Consider the following 19,560-nt stretch of genomic DNA (forward strand, 5'->3'; position numbering starts at 1 on the left):
ATGTATTTTTTATGTAAAAAATGTTGTTTTTCTGAAAAGTCTATTCACACTTTTTTTAATGCACAACAAAAAAACAGAGAATTTTTCTCTGCTTTTTTGGTTATTTTTTAGAATCTTTTTCTGATTCCTTTACAATATAAATTGGTCGTTTTTTCGTTTCTAAGAAAATTTTACCGATATATTTGCCAATAATTCCTAAACATAATAGTTGCAAACCACCTACAAAAAGTACAATACAAACCATTGAAGGCCAGCCGCTCGTTGGATCACCATTAACTAATGTTCGAAAGATAATCACTAACATTGCTAGTGCAGAACCAATACACGAAAAGGCGCCAACGTATGAAGCAATATTCAATGGTGTTTCTGAAAAATTGACAATCCCGTCAATTGAATAACTTAATAGACTCCAGAAAGACCAAGAGGTTTCTCCAGCAATTCGTTCTCGATTTTTAAATTCAATATATTCTGTTTTAAAGCCGACCCAACTAAAAATCCCTTTTGAGAAACGATTATACTCAGATAACTCTAAAATCGCATCGACCATTTGCCGGGTCATGACACGAAAGTCACGGGCACCATCCACCATTTCCGTCTCAGCAATTCGATTAATGAGTTTATAGAACATCCGTGCAAAAAAGCTACGAATGGGCGGTTCGCCGTCTCTTGTTATGCGTCGTGTGCCAACACAATCTAAATCTGTACTGGTTTCAATCATCTCAATCATTTGAGGTAATAACTCAGGCGGGTCTTGTAAATCAACGTCCATGACTGTCACTAAGTCACCTGTTGCTTCTTTTAAACCAGCGTATAAGCCCGCTTCTTTCCCAAAATTTCGTGAAAAAGAAAGATAACGGACCTTCTCTGGATGTTCGCGATAAAGCTGTCTTAAAACAGCTAACGTATTGTCTTTTGAGCCATCATTCACAAATATATATTCTACTGAATGAGACAGTTTCTGGCTAATTTTTTCTACTTCTTCAAAAAACAGCGGAATCGCTGCTTCCTCATTATAACAAGGGACAACAATTGATAACATTTTATTTCCTCCACACTTCAGTTAATTATCATTATACCATATAATAGCCTTATTAAATAACGATATCCAACTAAAATAACTTAAATAGAAAGAACCTGAGAAAAAATCCAAAACGATTTTTTCTCAGGCTGACTAGCGGTTAAACGAAAGCAACAGAAATAGTCCTACGCACTACTTCAGCCTCTTTTGTTTAGCACTAAAATTATTTTGTTAAATCTTCTTGGTTTGCTTCAAATTGATAACGCGGTTCATCATTCTTTTCATCATAATCAACAATCAAATCATACCCTTTAAAGAACCAATCATCTGTTTCTTCAATAAAATAGGTAATCCCATCTAGGTTCTCTTTAATCATTGGCTCATCTGGCGCTTCTACAGACATCGCAATGGAAAAACCATCATGAACAGGTGTTTTTCCGTAAATTTTTCCGAAAAAACGAATGCCTGTCTCAGGCTGAACCCCGGTTTCTTCTTTAAACCATTGTTGGGCTTTCGGTGTCACTTCTAATTTCATTCTTTGTTCCTCCTTCACATCTCTGTCGCCATTTATTGTAGCACAGCGCAGTGCTTTTAGAGAATAAAGTGCTTAGCCATTCATTTTTTCATCTAATAAATCCACGTCTGCGGTATCACCGATAACTAATAAATTGTCGTTTTCTCGAACAATTTCAGAAGCATCTGGCGAAGCAATTACTTCTGTTTTCGAGCGGCGAATCGCTACCACAGTTAAACCAAATCGCTGACGGAAATTTAATTCTGCTAAGGTTTTATTGTAAAATTTAGGATTGGTGACCCGAACCTCAGCTAATGAAAATTCGCTAGATAATTCAATATAATCTAAAATATTGCGTGAAACAAGTTTGTGAGCAATTCGAATGCCCATATCCCGCTCTGGGTGAACGACCATGTCTGCCCCAATTTTATCTAAGACACGGGCATGATATTCATTGACTGCTTTGGCCAAGACATTGGGAACCCCCATCTCTTTAACCATTAGTGTCACTAAAATACTCGCTTGAATATCTTCACCAATTGCCACCACTACGTGATCAAAATTCCGAATCCCTAAAGAACGCAACGTCATTTCATCTTGGGCGTTAGCCACCACTGCATGCGTTGCAATATTCATATATTCATTGACACGGTCTTCACTGCTGTCAATGGCCAAAACTTCTTGACCAGCTTCCACCAAAGTTTGGCATATGCTGCCGCCAAAACGTCCTAAACCAATAATTGCAAAATTTTGTTTCATTTCTTCTGACCGCTCCTGTCTGTTCGTTAAAATTAGTATAACAAATCCATAAATAAATTCCTAGAAGGATTTCCTAGAATTTATTTATGGATTTATCTGATATTTATTTGGCTAAACCATGTTGAAAAGCATAAATCGCCGCTTGGGTCCGATCATCCACATCTAGTTTTGCTAAAATGTTTGAAACATGTGTTTTAACTGTTTTCAAAGTGATAAAGAGTTCATCAGCTATTTCCTGATTACTTTTACCTTGTGCAATCAACATTAAAATTTCGTGTTCCCGGTTTGTCAAATCTTCGTGCAACACCGGCTCTTGTTTTTTTGTTAACCGTTCCATCATCTTATGCGTCACTTCAGGTTCCAACACACGCTCTCCGCGATAAGTCGCCCGAATTGCATCAGCAATCTCATGTGCTGTTGATGTCTTTAATAGGTAGCCCGCTGCACCAGCTTCAATCGCCGGATACACTTTTTCATCATCAATAAAACTCGTCACAATAATAATCTTGGCTTCTGGCCAATCTTTCAAGATCGCTTTTGTTGAATCAATGCCGTCCATTTCTTCCATTACCAAATCCATCAAAATAACATCTGGACGTAGTTCCAATGCTTTTTCATAGCCAATCTTACCGTTTTCTGCTTCGCCTACGACTTCTATATCCTCTTGAATAGATAAATATGATGAAACGCCTAAACGGACCATTTCATGGTCATCCACTAACATTACTTTGATCACTTGCAGTTTCCTCCTTTATGACAGGAACTTTAATTTCAACGCTGGTTCCCTGCCCTTTAAAACTAATAATTTTAACTGTACCGCCCATGCCGACAACACGTTCTCGAATATTATTTAAGCCATAACTACCGGCTTTATTACTTTGTTCCTTCATATCAAAGCCGACACCATCATCAACAATACGCAATAACACGTTTTTATCGACTTGGTGTAAGTATACCTCTAATTCCTTTGCTTTGGCATGTCTTAAGGTATTTGAAAGTAACTCCTGCACAATTCGGAAAAGATGATCCTCAATGCTGCTATTTAAATGAACATCTTCAACATCCCAAATCAATTCAATTTTAATTTTTGTTTGTAGTTCTTTCAGTAATTGTTCAATACCTTTACGCAAACTTTTTCCTTCTAGACTGATAGGACGCAAGTGCAATAGTAGCGCGCGCATTTCCGATTGGGAGGCATTAATGATTTCTGCCACCATGGCTAGTTGTTTACGATATGGTTCCGGGGTTTCTGTTCGTTGTGCTTGTTCATTTAATGCAGACAACATCATCATGGCTGCAAAAAGTTGTTGACTGACTGAATCATGCAACTCCCGCGCCAAACGATGCCGCTCGTTCTCTAAAATTTCTTCTTTTGTTTGCCCATCCATTAATTGCGGTCGACTGTTTAATAATTGCAATTCTTTAGACATCTCTAATAATTTATTTTTAATCGACCAAATATCTTGTTCGACTTCGGTTAGATAATGGTCTTGATTTTCACTGGTCGTTGGTTTGTTTAAGACTGGACTTTCATAATTACCGTTGGCCAATAACCGAAGTTTTTCTTCAATCCGTCCATATTGCCCTTTTTGAACCAATGAAATCAGTAAAAAGGTCAATAAGCCTATTAGTAAGGATATGAGAACAATGTGCACAATTAGTGGTAAATAAAAGACTTTTCTCTGAAGAAGCTCTAATAACCACCGGTTTTGTTTAATCGAATGAAAATATGAAAACAATGTAATTAAGATAACAATAAAGGTGCTAAGGGACGCATATAATGAAATCATGCGTCTTGAAATCCGATCGGTCATACACGGATCACCTCAACATCTCCTACTAAAGTGTTCGTCATAATTTTCAAACGACGAAGATTGGTATCATAATCATTGCTGTAAATTTTTAATGATTCGTTTTTCAATTGATATTTTTCTTCTTCAAAACGTACCGTTCCGTAAAAAGTTGAATGTTCTAACAAAATAGCTACACCTAACGGCACTAGAATTCGCGTGCGGCCAAAACCTTTACGAATAATAATAATATTGTCTTCTTTCGGTAGTAGCGTATTACCTAAATCAATAATGGTGTCCCCAGAGATTAAATCAATATTGATATCGTCCCATTCATAGATATTGTTACCAATGCGTTCGTTGGCAAACCAGCGGCGTTTAAACCGTTTGCCATTTTTAGGTTCTTTTGCCGCCGTCTCCACCATAATCATTTGTTTTTTTCGCCAAGGTGCTCGCTCAGCTATATCCACGCCTGAAATCTCAAAGCCTTTTAAGCCGATAAAGAGTACGCCAAAAATCAACATAAACCAAACAGCCGTGCTATTCATTGCACCAATGACAATAAAAACAACGCCGAGGACGAATTGAAAGTTGTTAAAATGTGTTTTAGATGCTTTCCTGGAAACGTAGGCCACAAGTAAAACGCCAATTGTTAATAAAACAGCTAATCCAGGATTATGTACAATTTGCCATAACGCCAGAATAAAAAGTAATGCTTCTGCGACGATAAAAAAGCGCCAAGGGTTATTCATAGATTTGCCTCCTCCCTCTGTCATTTATTTTACTCGTTTATTTTATTTAATCATAGTGGTTTGCGCCTCAGGTTACCATAGGACTTTAGCCCTAAATGTCATAGATTGCGAAAGGACAGGCCTTGGAAGCTGCCTGCCCTACTCAATTATTTAGTTTGCTTCAACTTTTGTAATTTTAACTGTCATGTCGCCACCAGGTGTTGCAATAATCACTTGGTCGCCTAATTGTTTACCAATTAAGGCTTGCGCAATCGGTGAATCGTTAGAAATTTTACCAGAAAATGGATCGGCTTCGGCACTTCCTACGATTGTGTATTCCTCTTCTTCTCCATCAGGCAATTCTTGGAAAGTAACTGTTTTACCGATGGAAACTTCGTCTTGGTCCACGCCATCATTATCGATGATTTCTGCAAAACGAATCATATTTTCTAACGTTGTAATACGTCCTTCAACGAAAGCTTGTTCATCTTTAGCTGATTCATACTCTGAGTTCTCTGAAAGATCCCCAAAGCTACGAGCGATTTTAATACGCTCTACGATTTCTTTACGTTTAATTGTTTTTAATTCTTCTAGCTCTTGTTCTAATTTTTCTTTTCCTTCAAGAGTCATTGGATATACTTTTTCTACCATGTTAATTCTCCTTTTTCGCTTAACGATACGTAGTTCTTGGTTGGTTATTGAAAAAAATTCCGCTTTCAATCCACAAAAGAGTACCACGCTTTTTCTAAATTGTAAATATAATTATTGAATTTTTGTGATTTTGCTAAATTTTATTTATATAAATTTCTAGTTGCTACTCTTTCCCTCTGTTAAACAGATTACTTTTTGAGTATCTAAAAGCTTGGTGAATCATACAAAATTGATTCACCAAGCTCTTTTATGTTTTCATTTTATTCACTACTTGAATTATTGACATACTGATCTACTAATACTTGATGTTCTTCATATGTTTTTGAGAAGTATACTTTTCCTGTAGAAATATCTGCTACAAAGTATAAATAGTCACTTGGTGTCGGATTCAAGACTGCTTTAATTGACTCCTCACTTGGGCTATCTAATGGTCCTGGTCCATAACCAGTATTTTTATACAAGTTATAAGACGAGTCCACTTCCAAGTCAGCATACGTTACAGTTTCTTTGTGTTCTCCTAGAGCATACAAAATAGAAATATCTGATTGGATCGGCATATCGGCAGCCAAGCGGTTAAAGAATACTTGCGCAATTTGTTTGCGGTCTGCTTCTTTGACTCCTTCTTTTTCAACCAATGAAGCTAACGTTAAGACTTGCTGATTGGTTAAATTCTTTGCATGAATTGTCGGCGTATATTGTTCCATTACTGTGTTCATTTTAGCAACCATCTGTTCGACAAATTCAGGAAGTGTTGCTTTTTTGTAGTAATCATAAGTTGCCGGGAACAAATAGCCTTCTAAGCGATAACGAACACCTTCTGCAGTTGCAGCACTTTCAAGTAAATCAGGATACTTAGCTTTCATTTGATTGAAGAAGTCTTCGTTTTTCATTAATGCAATGAAATCTGCTTTCTTGAAATCTGTATTTTTTTCAATAGCTTCGCCAATTTTATCTATATCGTAGCCTTCAGGAATCGTTACTTTGCCATCTGCGATTTTAGTTGGTTCTGGCGTGCCCCCTTCTTTTAGCATTTCACCAATTTCATCGAGTGTCATGCTTGGAGACATTTGATAATAGCCCGCTTGAAAATCTGTTAAGTTTTTAAATTTTACGTAGTAGTTAAAAACCATTCCGCTTTTAATGACGTTGCTTTCTTCTAAAACCGCAGCAATTTGCTTATTAGAAGATCCTTCTGGGATATGCACTTGAACAAGCTTCTTATTGTTCTTGTCTAGTGGTTGTAGCCCAGCGTCTACATATTTATAAAAAGTAAACCCAAAGATTGCCATCATTAAAACCAATACAGAAACTACAATTAACACGATACGACCGACTAAACGATCTTCTTTTTTACGTGTTTGTTTTTTTGTATTTGTTGGCTTTTCGTCTGTTTCAATCGGGGTTGGCTCTTCGACTGTCTGTGTCGTCTTGTCTTTCCCACGTCTTCGAGCAGCTCTAGAACCTGCACGTGTTTGTGTTGTGCGGCTCGCTGTTTCTTGTGATTCATCAGATGAAGGTTGGGGAGACCTATCATTTTTTTCAGAGGAATCAGGTTGATCGCCATCATTTCTACCTTTTAAAGACCCAGTTACTTGATCTCTAAGCGAAGATTTGGGATCTTGGTTATTTTGGTTATCATTAGCCAAAACTAACCCTCCTTACTATTCTATCGTTTATGACTGAAACTATTATACATGAAACCTCTTTAAAATTAAATGTTTTTAATAAAAAGACCGTCATTCCCTGATAAAAAATTCATCATTGACAACGTTTAAAGCCTATGATGGCGCTTTTCTATTGAAACGATAATAAATCTTAAAATCCTCCTAAATTTATCGAAAATCCATTTTCTATTAAGAATTTTGTAGCAAAATAGCACCTAAGTCTTTAGGCGATTGTACTAGGAATGTCGCTCCCGCCTCTTGTAATTCTGTTTCTTCACCAAATCCATACAAGACACCTATACTATCTAAGCCATTTTGTTGAGCACCAAGAATGTCATGATTACGATCACCAACCATGATAATTGCTTCTTTGGTTGGGTCTAATTGAGCTTCCGTTAATGCATACTGAATCACATCTGCTTTTTTAGAACGATGACCGTCCATGCTCGCTCCATAGATGCCTGTAAAATAACGATCTAAATCAAAATGAGTAATAATCTTTTTAGCAAATTCTTCTGGCTTGGAAGTCGCAATGTATAACTTTGCTCCCGCTTCCTTTAACCTTATTAGTACCTCTGGGATCCCTGGATACACATGGTTTTCAAACATACCTTTTCTCTGATAATACGCTCGATAATGACCCACGGCTTGTTGCGCTGCTTCAGCTGAAGGCGCCATGTGCAAAAATGATTCATATAAAGGCGGCCCTATGAAAGAACGTAACGTCTCCTCGCTAGGAGCTGGCCAGCCTAATTGTTCTGTTGCGTATAAAATAGAACGCATAATGCCGCTACCAGAATCCGTAATTGTGCCATCTAAATCAAATAAAATCGTTTGATACATCTTCACTTCACTACTTTCTAGCATTTTTTGTCTAATTGATTCTTCAAAATAAGATACGCAAAAGAAGCACATTTTTCAGCGCTTCTCTGCCTTTTTATTTATTTTGCTGTAAACGTATCTGGTTTTTTATCTGATTGCTGCATTTCATAGGCAATGGCTTCAACGATTCGGCGGCTAGCTTGACCATCCCCATACGGATTTTGTGCATGCGCCATCGCGTGGTAAGCATCAGAATCAGTCAATAATGTTTTCGCCTCTTGATAGACTACTTGTTCGTCTGTACCAACCAATTTCAATGTTCCTGCCGCTACGCCTTCTGGACGTTCCGTTGTATCTCGTAAAACTAAAACTGGCACACCTAAGGAAGGAGCTTCTTCTTGCACACCGCCAGAATCAGTTAAAATTAAAGCACTTTTCGCTGCAAAATTTTGAAAATCTTTGACATCCAATGGTTCAATTAAATGCACACGAGCTAATTCACCTAAGTGTTCCGCTACTATTTCACGGACTTTGGGATTTTTGTGCATGGGGAAAATGACTTCAATTTCTGGATGTTCCATTACAAGTCGACGAACAGCTTTAAACACATTTGCCATTGGCAGGCCTAAATTTTCACGACGATGCATTGTAATTAGCACGATGCGCTGGTCTGTAGGGATTTTTTCCAATAAATCATTTTGATAGTGGGCATCAACAGTGTACGCCATCGCGTCAATCGCTGTATTGCCAGTTACATAAATATGTTCTTCTGGATGATTTTCTTTGATTAAATTGTCCTTACTTTGAGTGGTTGGGGCAAAATAAATATCAGTTAACACGTCTACCAGTTGACGATTCATTTCTTCTGGAAACGGAGAATATTTTTGCCAGGTCCGCAATCCTGCTTCCACATGTCCCACTGGAATCTGTTGATAAAAAGCAGCCAATGCAGCCGCAAATGACGTGGTTGTATCGCCATGAACCAAGACAATATCCGGCTGTTCTGTCACAAGAACCTCAGTTAATAAATTCAAAACACGACTTGTAATATCTGTTAAGGTTTGCCCATCTTTCATGATATTTAAATCATGATTCGGTGTAATTTGAAAATCTTCTAACACTTGATCCAACATTTGGCGATGTTGCGCTGTTACGACTACTACAGAGTCAAATCCTTGACTTTGCTCTTCTAAAACTTTGATTAAGGGAGCCATTTTGATTGCTTCTGGCCGTGTTCCAAAAACCGTCATTACTTTAATTTTCTTCATCATTTTCCTCCTAATTCTATGTTAGTTTCGGGTATTTATGTTGGCGAAATTCTTCTGCTCGTTGAACATAATGTAAGGCGTTCATATGATTACTGGCTATTTCTGCTGCCGTTAACGGACGGATAACCTTCGCGGGTCGACCAAATGCTAAAACATTTGGCGGGATAATTTTGCCTTCTGTCACTAAAGAGCCCGCACCAATCAGGCTGTTTTCTCCAATAATAGCGTTATTTAGAATCGTTGAACCCATGCCAATCAAAGCACCATCACCGATTTTACAACCGTGTAACATGCATTGATGGCCCACCGTTACATACTTGCCTACAATTGTCGGGGCATCTTCATCAACATGAATAATCGTGCCATCTTGAATATTACTACCTTCACCAATGGTAATTGTGTTACTGTCACCTCTTAAGACCGACTGAAACCAAATATTACTATCCTTTGCTAGTTGTACGTTTCCATAGACATCTGCACTAGCAGCAATAAAATATTCTTTTTTCAAACGCTGTCACCTCTTTTCATTAAGTATAGACAAGAATTCCTCACTTTCATAGTAAAAAAGACAAGAAAAGAGCGTGGGACAAAAATCACTTTGGATTTTTGCTCCACGCTCAAAAACTGATAAACGGCGGGAACAAAAGCAACTCCTTCGGAAATAAGCCGGAATTCTCCAAAAATTACAGAACAATTTTCGGAAATTCCTTCTTATTTCTCGGAGTTAAACGCTTCTGTCCCGACCTCTTTTTATTCCTCATAGTCGCCTTCTTCAGCAAATTGACTATTGTATAGTTTTTCATAGAAGCCACCTTGTTCCAGCAACTCATGATGCGTACCTTTTTCAATGATTTCTCCTTGTTTCATAACAAGAATTAAATCAGCTTCACGAATAGTTGATAGGCGGTGGGCAATAACGAAACTCGTTCGTCCTTCCATAACACGATCCATTGCTTTTTGAATTAAGGCTTCCAAGCGTGTATCGACTGAACTAGTCGCCTCATCTAAAATCAAAATTTTCGGATCAGAAATTACCGCTCGGGCAATGGTCAACAATTGTTTTTGACCAAGGGAAACGTTATCTCCCTCAGAATTGATTTCCATTTCATACCCGTCTGGCATTGTCCGAATGAAGTGATCCACATTGGCCGTTTTCGCTGCATCGACAACTTCATAATCCGTGGCATCTAACTTCCCAAAACGAATGTTATCTGCAATGGTACCTTTATACAACCAAGCATCTTGCAATACCATTCCAAATACAGATCGGACATCACTACGGTTCATTTTTTTCGTGTCAATGCCATCAATTTTAATGGCGCCTTCTGTTACATCATAAAAACGCATCAGTAAGTTGATTAAGGTTGTTTTCCCAGCGCCAGTTGGTCCCACAATCGCAACCATTTGGCCCGCATCAACTTTAAAGTTCAAATTACGAATTAACGGTTTTTCTGGGTCATAACTAAAGCTGACATTTTCAAATTCAACAGAGCCTAAAATAGGTTCTGGTAAAGGAACATCTTGTTCGTTAAGTTCTTCTTCTGGCTCATCTAGGATTTCAAAAATCCGTATGGTCGAAGCTGAAGCGCTTTGTAAAGCTGCAGACAACTGCGTAATATTCCCCATTGGTTGGCTAATTTGCCAAATATATTGAATAAACGCTTGTAACTGCCCCACTACGATCACACCAGCAACCACATAGTAACTACCAAGGACAGCTACCCCGATATAGGTCCCATAAGCGGTCATTTGAACCAATGGCAACATTAATCCTGAGATAAAGGATGCTTTGAAACCAAAACCATTTAAACGATGATTGACTTGTTTAAAGCCTTCAAGGGTTTCTTTTTCCCGACCATATAGTTTTAAGACACTGAACCCAGTCATATTTTCTTGAACATAACCATTTAAGTCTCCTAAAGAATTTTGCATTCCTTGGAAATATTTCTGGGAGATTTTAACAATTGTTCTGGAAATAATCAGAGACAACGGAATCATAATCACTGAAAAAATCGCCATCAGCGGATTGATTAAGAACATCATCACTACCGCCATCACAATACCTAAGACTGCTGAAACAATATTGATAAAACTTTGTTGCATCGCATTGCTGACAGCATCCACATCGTTCGTCACCCGTGACAAAATATTTCCTTGTTGGTTCTTATCAAAATAAGAAACTGGCAAACGATTGATTTTTTCTTCAATATCGCGACGTAAATCGCGCATGGATTGTTGAACGACATTCGTCATTAAAAAGCCTGACAAAAATTGTGCCACACAATAACCTGTTCCCACAACTAAAATCCAAATTAAACATTGGATTACATAATCAAAATTAATGGATTCGCCAGCCGCAATATTACGGCTAATTTCTGTCGTTGGTAATCCAGTCAAATAAGGCAACGCTGCATTAAAGGCAACGGTTAATATTGTAAATAAAATAACTAAATAAAACGTCACTCGGTACGGTTTAATATAGCGACCGATTCGTTTCATAGAAGAAAAGGCGTGTTTCATGCTAATTCCTCCTCTGACAATTGAGAAGCCGCAATATCATAGTAAATTGGACAAGTCTCAAGTAATTCACGATGTGTGCCAATTCCGACTACGTCGCCTTCGTTTAAAACAACAATGCGGTCCGCATGCATAATTGTTCCAACACGTTGTGCCACAATTAAAACAGTGGATTCTGTTGTTTCTTTTTTCAGACGCGCTCGTAAATTTGCATCTGTTTGATAATCTAACGCAGAAAAACTATCATCAAATATATAAATTTCCGGATTGCGAATAATCGCCCGTGCGATAGCTAAACGTTGTTTTTGACCACCAGAAAAGTTCGTGCCACCTTCTGAAAGAGGTTCATCATAGCCTTGCGGTTTTTGTGAAACAAATTCTGTGGCTTGAGCAATGTCAATTGCTCGTTCCATTTCTTCTAACGTCGCATCTTCCTTACCGTAGCGAAGGTTATCAGCAATTGTACCAGTAAAAAGTAACGCTTTTTGTGGAATATAGCCAATCTTATTGCGTAATGCACTAAGTTGGTACTCTTTTACGTTCACTCCATCGATTAAAATTTCACCTTCTGATACATCATAAAACCGTGGAATCAATTGAATTAATGTTGATTTCCCACTACCTGTGCTCCCAATAAAGGCCACTGTTTCACCAGGTGACGCCTTAAAACTTACATTGCGAATTACTGGGCTTTCCGCATGTCCAGGATAGGCAAAGGTTACATTTTTAAACTCTAGATAGCCTTTAGTAGCTGTTTCTGTTACGCCTTCTTCTTCACGAATAGCTGGTTCCATGTCTAAGGCTTCTTGAATCCGTGAAGCCGAAACCGCAGCCCGTGGATACATCATAAAGACACTGGCAAATAACATAAACGAGAACAGCGCATGGAAAATATATTCAATAAAAGCAATTAAATTCCCAACTTCTAAATCCCCATGGCTGATTTGAACAGTCCCGCTCCAAATGATTAAGACCATTACAATATTAAATAAGAAAAAGAACCCTGGTTGGGCTGCTGCCATTAAACGAAACAGGCTTTTTGAACTTTTAGTGTAAGTTTCATTGACTTTATTAAAACGAGATTCTTCAAATTTTTCATTAACAAATGCACGTATTACCCGCAATCCAGAAAGATTTTCTCTTAAAATCCCATTGATTCCATCTAAGTTCTTTTGTTGCTTTTTAGATAACGGTTCTGACAAACGAGCAATTCCGACAACTGCTAGCAGCAGAAAAGGCAAGGCACCTAAAACGTACATTCCTAACGACGGACTCGTTCGCATCACCATGTAAAGACTGGCAATAAACATCACTGGCGTCATAAAGCCAAGACGTAAAATATTTCCCATGAAGAGCATAATTTGGTATGCATCATTGGTAGTTCGCGTAATTAAGGAAGAAACCCCAATACTTTCATATTCACTGTGTGAGAAAGTTTGAATCTTTTCAAATAAATCATCACGAATATCACGAACAATGTTTGTTGTAATTCTGGCACCAAAGTACCCCAGCAAAATATTCATTGCGACACCAATAATCGTAATTACAACCATCCAAATCCCTTGCTGATAAATATAGTCCATATCTCTAGGAATAATTCCTTTGTCAATCATTCGCGCTAAAATGGTCGGCAAGCCTAATTCAATCAAAATAAAACCAAACACACAAATAAAATCAGCAAAAAGTAATTTCTTATAACGCATTGTGTAACGCCACATTAACTTCAATTAATCATCTCCTTCTTATCTTACTTTAAATTTTCTAGTACTCCCACTGTATCAAAAAGAAATCGGTAATACAAGCTGTCTGGCTAGAAAAAACAGCCTTTCTCTTTCTATCCTTTCCCTTTTAGATTTTCTAAAAAATAGATAATTTTAATGATTTACTTATACGATTAAAATTGCTACTTCCTTTTGATTGTGCCATAATTGGGAAAAACTGAAAGGACCCTTTGAATGAAAAAATTATTCTTCATTTTTCTCGGTTCCTGTACGTTTGCTTTAGGCACGTTAGGAATCTTTTTGCCGCTTTTACCCACCACTGGTTTTTATTTATTAACGGCCTTTTTTTGGATGCGTAGTTCAGATAAACTTTATAACAAATTTTTAGCTTCTTCTTATTATCAAAAATATATCCAAGAAGCCTTCTTTGAGAAAAAAATTACTCGTAAAGGCAAATGGAAACTATTTATTTCCATGTTTCTTTTATTTGCCATTCCGTGTTTAATTGTCCGAAATACGTTGATGACTACGACTTTAGCGATTGTTTATTTAGCCCACGTGATTGGCTTAAGTTGGTATTGGCGTCCTAAAAAAAAGGCACTCGAACTTGATCAAGAATAAGGCGAAACAAGAAGTTTGTTTTTTTTAAAAGTCCAGTGAGTGTTTCTATACTTCCTTATCATTCTATGATAAAATAAGCTTAATTGTTGTTATTCACAACACACGGGACGTTTGAAAAAAGAACACATAAAATCAAATACCCAGAATGAAGCAAAGTCGAGGCTTCATTTCATCATTAACAGATGTTTTTGATGAGCATTCTTTTTTAGGTGATCAGCACCTCGTTTTGTTGTGTTTAATTTTCTGTCTTAAAATGAAAAAAACTATAAATTGCTACTATTAGTAGCTGAAGGAGAAATGAATCGATGATTTACAAAGTATACTATCAAGAAACAAAAATCAGAAACCCAAAAAGAGAAGACACAAAATCTCTTTACATGGAAGCCGATAGCGATGTAATCGTGCGCCAATTAGTTGAAGAAAATACCCCATACAATATTGAATACGTTCAATTATTAGACGAAAAACATCTTGCTTACGAGCAAGAACATGCGGACTTCACTCTAACGGAGTTTTAACATGAAAGTAAACATAAAAAATAACGAAACTGGCGTTTTTGCAATCGGTGGTTTAGGCGAAATTGGAAAAAACACATATGGGGTACAATTCCAAGATGAAATTATCATTATTGATGCTGGGATCAAATTCCCAGAAGATGATTTACTTGGGATTGACTACGTGATTCCAGATTATAGCTACATCGTTCAAAATTTGCATAAAGTCAAAGCACTCGTTATTACCCACGGTCACGAAGACCATATTGGTGGCGTTCCTTATCTTTTACGTCAAGCGAATATCCCAATCTATGCGGGACCACTAGCCTTGGCTTTAATTACCAACAAACTAGATGAACATGGTTTATTGCGAGAAGCGGAATTACACGAAATTAATGAAGATACGGTGATTCGTTTTAGAAAAACAGCGATTAGCTTTTTCCGGACGACTCACAGTATTCCTGATGCCTTGGGCGTTGTGGTTAAAACGCCTTCTGGTAACATTGTCGCAACAGGTGACTTTAAGTTTGACTTTACACCCGTTGGTGAGCCAGCCAACTTACACAGAATGGCGAAATTAGGTGAAGAAGGCGTCCTTTGTCTTCTTTCAGACAGTACCAATGCTGAAATACCCACCTTTACAAAATCCGAAAAAACAATCGGGACCTCTATTTTAAAAATCTTTGAAAAAATTGATGGTCGGATTATCTTTGCCAGTTTCGCTTCAAACATTTTCCGTTTACAACAAGCTGCTGATGCAGCTGTGAAAACCGGTCGCAAAATTGCTGTTTTTGGTCGTAGCATGGAAAATGCCATTGTCAATGGCGAACGCTTAGGCTACATCAAAGTGCCAAAAGGAACGTTTGTCGATGCAGCGGAACTGAACCAATTGCCAGCAAATGAAACAATGATTTTATGTACTGGCTCTCAAGGAGAACCTATGGCCGCGCTTAGTCGGATTGCTAACGGTACACATCGCCAAATTAGTATTCAACCAGGCGATACGGTTGTTTTCTCAAGTTCACCAATTCCTGGGAATACGACAAGCGTTAACCGTTTAATCAACTTATTATCTGAAGCCGGTGCAGAAGTTATCCACGGAAAAATCAATAATATCCATACTTCTGGTCACGGTGGACAAGAAGAGCAAAAATTAATGCTTCGCTTGATGAAGCCTAAATATTTCATGCCTGTTCATGGTGAATTTAGAATGTTAAAAATCCATGCTTCGCTCGCTCAAGATACAGGGGTTCCTGAAGAAAATTGCTTTATCATGGGCAACGGCGATGTCTTAGCTTTAACGGCTGATAGCGCACGTCCTGCTGGTCACTTCAATGCTAATGACGTGTACGTTGATGGAAATGGTGTCGGCGATATCGGGAATGTTGTTTTACGGGATCGTCGTATCTTATCTGAAGAAGGTTTAGTTTTAGCGGTAGCAACGGTTGATATTAAAAATAAAGAAATTATGGCTGGTCCAGACATTCTTTCCCGTGGTTTTGTCTACATGCGTGAGTCTGGTGATATGATTCATGAAGGCCAACGTCTTTTATTCAATGCTCTACGTGAAGCAATGAAAGATAAAAACTGTACCGAAGCAAAATTAGGCGAAGCCATGACGACCGCTTTACAGCCTTTCTTGTTTGAACAAACAGAACGTCATCCAATGATTCTGCCAATGATTATGACTGCCACAGTTAGTGATCAATAAAGCTCTCATTTAATAGAGAAGAAAAATGTTTGTCCATTTTTCTTCTCTATTTTTTCTAACAAAAAAACACCTAACATGCGTTAGGTGTTTTTGGATTATTTTTTATTAGTTTTTTTCTACGTTAACTGCTTGAGGGCCACGGTCTGAATCTTCAACATCAAAAGTCACTGCTTGACCTTCTTCTAAAGTTTTGAAACCATCACCTTGGATAGCTGAGAAGTGTACGAATACGTCGCTTCCGTCTTCGCGTGAGATAAACCCAAAACCTTTTTCTGCGTTAAACCATTTTACTGTTCCTTGTTCCATTCTTTTGTTCCTCCTCGTGCATTTGCACATAAATAGTCGTAACTTTGCTCGCTTCCAATAGAATATTTAAAAAAATTTAAAAAGTCTACATAATTCCAAACAAGATTACCCTTTCATTTTACACGTGATAAAATATTTTTGCAAGAATTGTCCTCATTCTGAAGCAAAAAAATTCTCTTCTCTCAAACTAATGTATCCGCTATCACCAACAATAATATGATCCAACAATTGAATCCCCATCATTTCGCCACATTCTTCCATTCGTTTGGTAAATTGAATATCTTGTGGAGACGGTGTCGGATTGCCAGATGGATGATTATGAGCTAATAGTATGCGAGCAGAAGAATATTTAACCGCTTCCCGAAAAATTTCGCGTGGATGAGCAATACTTTGATTCAGTGAACCTTTGAAAATCGTTTTCTGTTGGATAATGTCATTCTTGGTATTCAAGTAAATACAAATTAAATGTTCTTGTTGCAGCCCCTTCATCTCTTGGAGTAATCGTTGAGCGACTTGTTGACTGGACGTAACTTTGCCAAATTTGATTTGACTACTTTGATAAATTCGACACCCCAATTCAATAGCCGCACGTAATTCAATGGCTTTCACTTGGCCAATGCCTTTAATAGCCATTAACTCGTTCAACGTGGCTTGCTGCAAATAAGAAAGTTGCTTAAACTGTTTTAACAGCGTTGCGGCAACAGTCATCACGTCTGCTTCTTTTGAGCCAGTACGTAACAGAATCGCCAACAACTCTTGATTCGATAATGCTTTTTCTCCTATCGCTAAGAGCCGTTCTCGTGGTAAACAATCACTCGGCATCTCACGAATAAACAGATCCGATACTTGCATAAAAAACCTCCTTTGCTAGTCATTAATAAACTACGCAAAGGAGTATTGTTTTTATTATTTTAAATAATGTGGCGCTTGATGTAAACTCTCCAAGACATGTAATGTTTTCTCTTGGATAACTTTAGTTGGTTGCAATAAATCAGGTACCATGATCACTGGAATGCCCGCACTATGAGCCGCACTTACCCCATGAAATGAGTCTTCGAAAATCAAGGTTTTCGGGGCTTCTGTTCCTAAAAGTTGACGAGCTTTTTGAAAAATTTCTGGGTCCGGTTTTGCTCGTTTAACATCCTCTGCTGAAACGATCCCTACAAAACGATCCTGAATCCCAGCATGGCTTAATAACATTTCAATTGCTGGACGGACGTTACTTGAAGCAACTAATCGAGGAATTTTTTGATCATCTAAAAAGTCGAGGAATTCCACCACCCCTGGTTTTAAAGGGACGTTACCAGATCGAAACTCTTGCAGGGTATCATCATAAGAACGGCGGATAAATTCTTCCACTGTGTCGTGACCATAGGATGCATAAATACGTCGGTAATTCTCTTGTACTTCTTCATCGGAAATCCCAACATAGTCTAAATAGACTTCTTTACTATATGGTAACCCCATTGCATCTGCTACTTTTTGAGTAGATGTATAGTAAATCAACTCCGTATCAAAAAGCAACCCATCCATATCAAAAATTACGCCATCAAATTTCTTCATCATTTCCTCCTATAGTTAAAAGTAATTCTCTTACTTGAGAAACAAAATATAATGAACCTGTTACTAATAATAAATCATCTGTCGACATTTTTTCTAAAATTTCGCCTAAGCCAAATTGCCATAAAGACACAATTTCTGTTAAATCGTCTTCATATTTTTCCATTTCTGTAAGTGCAATAGCTTTAGGGTAATCAAAGCTAGTTAAGTAAAGATGCGCATTCGGTACTTGCTTTAAGTCCTGAATCATCTCATCCACATCTTTAGTTGCTAAAGCTGAAAATAAAATATGAATCGTGTGTTGTGGAAACTCTTTGCGCAAGTTTTCAACTAAGCGTTTTACTGCATGATCATTGTGGGCACCATCTAAAACAATCAACGGTTCATCACTAAGACGTTCCATTCGAGCTGGCCATTGCGCTTTAGCTAACCCTTGAGTAATGTCTCGTTCTTTAAACGGCAAATGTTGTAGTTGGCAATACTTGTCAAATAATTGAATAGCTACCGCCGCGTTTTCTACTTGGTGACGCCCCAACAAGGGAACTTTAATCTTTGTCAGTTTGCCCATTTCTCCATAGAAATTAAATACTTCCCCCCATTGTGTATCAGGATGTAGATATTCCACTTGATACTCTTTGCCAAAACGAAAAATTGGACTCTGTTTTTCTTGTGCGACTTTTTCAATGACTGCTAGCGCATCAGCACAAATGTTGCCTGTTACTACTGGGACTTTTTCTTTAATAATACCCGCTTTTTGATAGGCAATTTCAGCAATTGTTTCACCTAAAATTTCTGTGTGATCCTTCCCAATTGTCGTAATTCCCGTCAATAATGGCTTCACGACATTGGTGCTATCAAGTAATCCACCTAAGCCAACTTCAACAACGGCGATATCCACTTGTTCATTCACGAAATAGTCCAAGGCCATTCCTGTCAATGTTTCGAATTCTGTAATTCCAGCCACTTCAGTGATTTGGTCTAATTCTTTAATGATTGGTTGATACTTTTCCACATAGGTAATCAATTGTTCGTCTGAAATTGGTTGACCATTTATCGCAATTCTTTCATTAAATGATTCAATATAAGGAGAGGTAAAGGTTCCGACTTTCAAGCCCATTTCTTCTAATAGACAGCGTAAATATGTCACGGTTGAGCCTTTACCATTGGTTCCTGCGATATGAATCGTTGGCACTTTGTTTTCTGGATGATCAATTTTTTCTAATAACGCATTAATCCGATCCAAACCAGGTCTTGAACCAAAGGGTAACCGGCTATGAATCCATTCAATGGCTTCTTCTATTGTTAATTGCATCTTGTCCAACTCCTTGTCTTCTTCTACATTATAACTAAGTTAGGTGACTTTTTCACTAATAACCAATTGAAACTTTTTCTTGAAAACTTTTTGCATTTTTC

Annotated in this window: 20 protein-coding genes; 3 read left to right on the top strand and 17 right to left on the bottom strand. The window is 37.7% G+C overall.

Annotated elements, in window-relative coordinates; translation table 11 throughout:
• Window positions 1-100 precede the first annotated feature (100 nt).
• From IGJ63_RS11330 to efrA, 13 genes are all read right to left on the bottom strand, one after another.
• Window positions 101-1,039, bottom strand: a complete 939-nt coding sequence (locus tag IGJ63_RS11330; RefSeq protein WP_002378890.1) for a glycosyltransferase family 2 protein — start codon at window positions 1,037-1,039, stop codon at window positions 101-103.
• 202 nt (window positions 1,040-1,241) lie between these two features.
• Window positions 1,242-1,571 (bottom strand): HesB/YadR/YfhF family protein, encoded by a 330-nt coding sequence (locus IGJ63_RS11335; protein WP_002355140.1) that lies wholly within the window; start codon window positions 1,569-1,571, stop codon window positions 1,242-1,244.
• Window positions 1,572-1,625: 54 nt separating this feature from the next.
• Complete coding sequence (locus IGJ63_RS11340; RefSeq protein WP_002355139.1) at window positions 1,626-2,291, bottom strand: potassium channel family protein; 666 nt, start codon at window positions 2,289-2,291, stop codon at window positions 1,626-1,628.
• Window positions 2,292-2,394: 103 nt separating this feature from the next.
• Window positions 2,395-3,027 carry a response regulator gene (locus IGJ63_RS11345; protein ID WP_002355137.1) on the bottom strand — a complete coding sequence of 211 codons (633 nt, stop codon included), beginning with the start codon at window positions 3,025-3,027 and terminating at the stop codon, window positions 2,395-2,397.
• Entirely contained in the window at window positions 3,002-4,105 is a 1,104-nt protein-coding gene (locus IGJ63_RS11350; RefSeq protein WP_002365182.1) for a sensor histidine kinase, read from the bottom strand. The genes IGJ63_RS11345 and IGJ63_RS11350 overlap by 26 nt, the downstream gene beginning before the upstream one ends.
• Entirely contained in the window at window positions 4,102-4,833 is a 732-nt protein-coding gene (liaF, locus tag IGJ63_RS11355; protein ID WP_002381168.1) for a cell wall-active antibiotics response protein LiaF, read from the bottom strand. Before liaF ends, IGJ63_RS11350 begins: the two co-directional genes overlap by 4 nt.
• 150 nt (window positions 4,834-4,983) lie before the next feature.
• Entirely contained in the window at window positions 4,984-5,463 is a 480-nt protein-coding gene (gene greA, locus IGJ63_RS11360; protein WP_002355133.1) for a transcription elongation factor GreA, read from the bottom strand.
• Window positions 5,464-5,723: 260 nt separating this feature from the next.
• On the bottom strand, window positions 5,724-7,109 hold the full coding sequence (mltG, locus tag IGJ63_RS11365; protein WP_002415850.1) for an endolytic transglycosylase MltG: 1,386 nt from the start codon (window positions 7,107-7,109) through the stop codon (window positions 5,724-5,726).
• A gap of 207 nt (window positions 7,110-7,316) precedes the next feature.
• On the bottom strand, window positions 7,317-7,994 hold the full coding sequence (locus IGJ63_RS11370) for an HAD family hydrolase (RefSeq protein WP_002403105.1): 678 nt from the start codon (window positions 7,992-7,994) through the stop codon (window positions 7,317-7,319).
• A gap of 74 nt (window positions 7,995-8,068) precedes the next feature.
• Window positions 8,069-9,220 carry a non-hydrolyzing UDP-N-acetylglucosamine 2-epimerase gene (gene wecB / locus IGJ63_RS11375; protein ID WP_002402063.1) on the bottom strand — a complete coding sequence of 384 codons (1,152 nt, stop codon included), beginning with the start codon at window positions 9,218-9,220 and terminating at the stop codon, window positions 8,069-8,071.
• Window positions 9,221-9,233: 13 nt separating this feature from the next.
• Entirely contained in the window at window positions 9,234-9,725 is a 492-nt protein-coding gene (locus IGJ63_RS11380; protein WP_284955345.1) for a gamma carbonic anhydrase family protein, read from the bottom strand.
• 242 nt (window positions 9,726-9,967) lie between these two features.
• A complete protein-coding gene (efrB, locus tag IGJ63_RS11385) occupies window positions 9,968-11,737 on the bottom strand; it encodes a multidrug efflux ABC transporter subunit EfrB (protein WP_010823192.1) in 1,770 nt (589 codons plus the stop codon).
• Window positions 11,734-13,461, bottom strand: coding sequence for a multidrug efflux ABC transporter subunit EfrA (efrA, locus tag IGJ63_RS11390; RefSeq protein ID WP_010818536.1), 1,728 nt, complete (start codon window positions 13,459-13,461; stop codon window positions 11,734-11,736). The genes efrB and efrA overlap by 4 nt, the downstream gene beginning before the upstream one ends.
• A 228-nt stretch (window positions 13,462-13,689) precedes the next feature.
• On the opposite strand from efrA, the gene IGJ63_RS11395 reads away from it, so the two are divergent.
• From IGJ63_RS11395 to rnjA, 3 genes are all read left to right on the top strand, one after another.
• Complete coding sequence (locus tag IGJ63_RS11395) at window positions 13,690-14,076, top strand: YbaN family protein (protein ID WP_002355126.1); 387 nt, start codon at window positions 13,690-13,692, stop codon at window positions 14,074-14,076.
• Between the two features lie 305 nt (window positions 14,077-14,381).
• Window positions 14,382-14,594, top strand: coding sequence for a DNA-directed RNA polymerase subunit epsilon (locus IGJ63_RS11400; RefSeq protein ID WP_002355123.1), 213 nt, complete (start codon window positions 14,382-14,384; stop codon window positions 14,592-14,594).
• Window position 14,595: 1 nt separating this feature from the next.
• A complete protein-coding gene (gene rnjA / locus IGJ63_RS11405; protein WP_002355122.1) occupies window positions 14,596-16,281 on the top strand; it encodes a ribonuclease J1 in 1,686 nt (561 codons plus the stop codon).
• Window positions 16,282-16,386: 105 nt separating this feature from the next.
• Here rnjA and IGJ63_RS11410 read toward each other — a convergent pair whose 3' ends face one another.
• The 4 genes from IGJ63_RS11410 to IGJ63_RS11425 form a co-directional block, all read right to left on the bottom strand.
• Window positions 16,387-16,587, bottom strand: coding sequence for a cold-shock protein (locus tag IGJ63_RS11410; RefSeq protein ID WP_002355121.1), 201 nt, complete (start codon window positions 16,585-16,587; stop codon window positions 16,387-16,389).
• 153 nt (window positions 16,588-16,740) lie between these two features.
• Window positions 16,741-17,439 (bottom strand): RadC family protein, encoded by a 699-nt coding sequence (radC, locus tag IGJ63_RS11415; protein WP_002365188.1) that lies wholly within the window; start codon window positions 17,437-17,439, stop codon window positions 16,741-16,743.
• Between the two features lie 54 nt (window positions 17,440-17,493).
• The gene (locus IGJ63_RS11420; protein WP_438746487.1) at window positions 17,494-18,153 is read right to left on the bottom strand and encodes an HAD family hydrolase; all 660 of its coding nucleotides are present in this window, start codon (window positions 18,151-18,153) and stop codon (window positions 17,494-17,496) included.
• Window positions 18,137-19,459, bottom strand: a complete 1,323-nt coding sequence (locus IGJ63_RS11425; RefSeq protein WP_002355117.1) for a bifunctional folylpolyglutamate synthase/dihydrofolate synthase — start codon at window positions 19,457-19,459, stop codon at window positions 18,137-18,139. The genes IGJ63_RS11420 and IGJ63_RS11425 overlap by 17 nt, the downstream gene beginning before the upstream one ends.
• Between the last annotated feature and the right edge of the window lie 101 nt (window positions 19,460-19,560).

The organism is Enterococcus sp. DIV1375a, from assembly GCF_051712205.1.
GTDB lineage: Bacteria > Bacillota > Bacilli > Lactobacillales > Enterococcaceae > Enterococcus > Enterococcus faecalis.

Coding starts and splice junctions, on each gene's coding strand:
- rnjA (WP_002355122.1), top strand. CDS start 14,596: ATGAAAGTAAACATAAAAAATAACGAAACTGGCGTTTTTGCAATCGGT.
- radC (WP_002365188.1), bottom strand. CDS start 17,439: ATGCAAGTATCGGATCTGTTTATTCGTGAGATGCCGAGTGATTGTTTA.
- IGJ63_RS11330 (WP_002378890.1), bottom strand. CDS start 1,039: ATGTTATCAATTGTTGTCCCTTGTTATAATGAGGAAGCAGCGATTCCG.
- IGJ63_RS11340 (WP_002355139.1), bottom strand. CDS start 2,291: ATGAAACAAAATTTTGCAATTATTGGTTTAGGACGTTTTGGCGGCAGC.
- IGJ63_RS11395 (WP_002355126.1), top strand. CDS start 13,690: ATGAAAAAATTATTCTTCATTTTTCTCGGTTCCTGTACGTTTGCTTTA.
- IGJ63_RS11425 (WP_002355117.1), bottom strand. CDS start 19,459: ATGCAATTAACAATAGAAGAAGCCATTGAATGGATTCATAGCCGGTTA.
- wecB (WP_002402063.1), bottom strand. CDS start 9,220: ATGATGAAGAAAATTAAAGTAATGACGGTTTTTGGAACACGGCCAGAA.
- greA (WP_002355133.1), bottom strand. CDS start 5,463: ATGGTAGAAAAAGTATATCCAATGACTCTTGAAGGAAAAGAAAAATTA.
- liaF (WP_002381168.1), bottom strand. CDS start 4,833: ATGAATAACCCTTGGCGCTTTTTTATCGTCGCAGAAGCATTACTTTTT.
- IGJ63_RS11410 (WP_002355121.1), bottom strand. CDS start 16,587: ATGGAACAAGGAACAGTAAAATGGTTTAACGCAGAAAAAGGTTTTGGG.
- IGJ63_RS11350 (WP_002365182.1), bottom strand. CDS start 4,105: ATGACCGATCGGATTTCAAGACGCATGATTTCATTATATGCGTCCCTT.
- IGJ63_RS11400 (WP_002355123.1), top strand. CDS start 14,382: ATGATTTACAAAGTATACTATCAAGAAACAAAAATCAGAAACCCAAAA.
- IGJ63_RS11370 (WP_002403105.1), bottom strand. CDS start 7,994: ATGCTAGAAAGTAGTGAAGTGAAGATGTATCAAACGATTTTATTTGAT.
- efrB (WP_010823192.1), bottom strand. CDS start 11,737: ATGAAACACGCCTTTTCTTCTATGAAACGAATCGGTCGCTATATTAAA.
- IGJ63_RS11420 (WP_438746487.1), bottom strand. CDS start 18,153: ATGATGAAGAAATTTGATGGCGTAATTTTTGATATGGATGGGTTGCTT.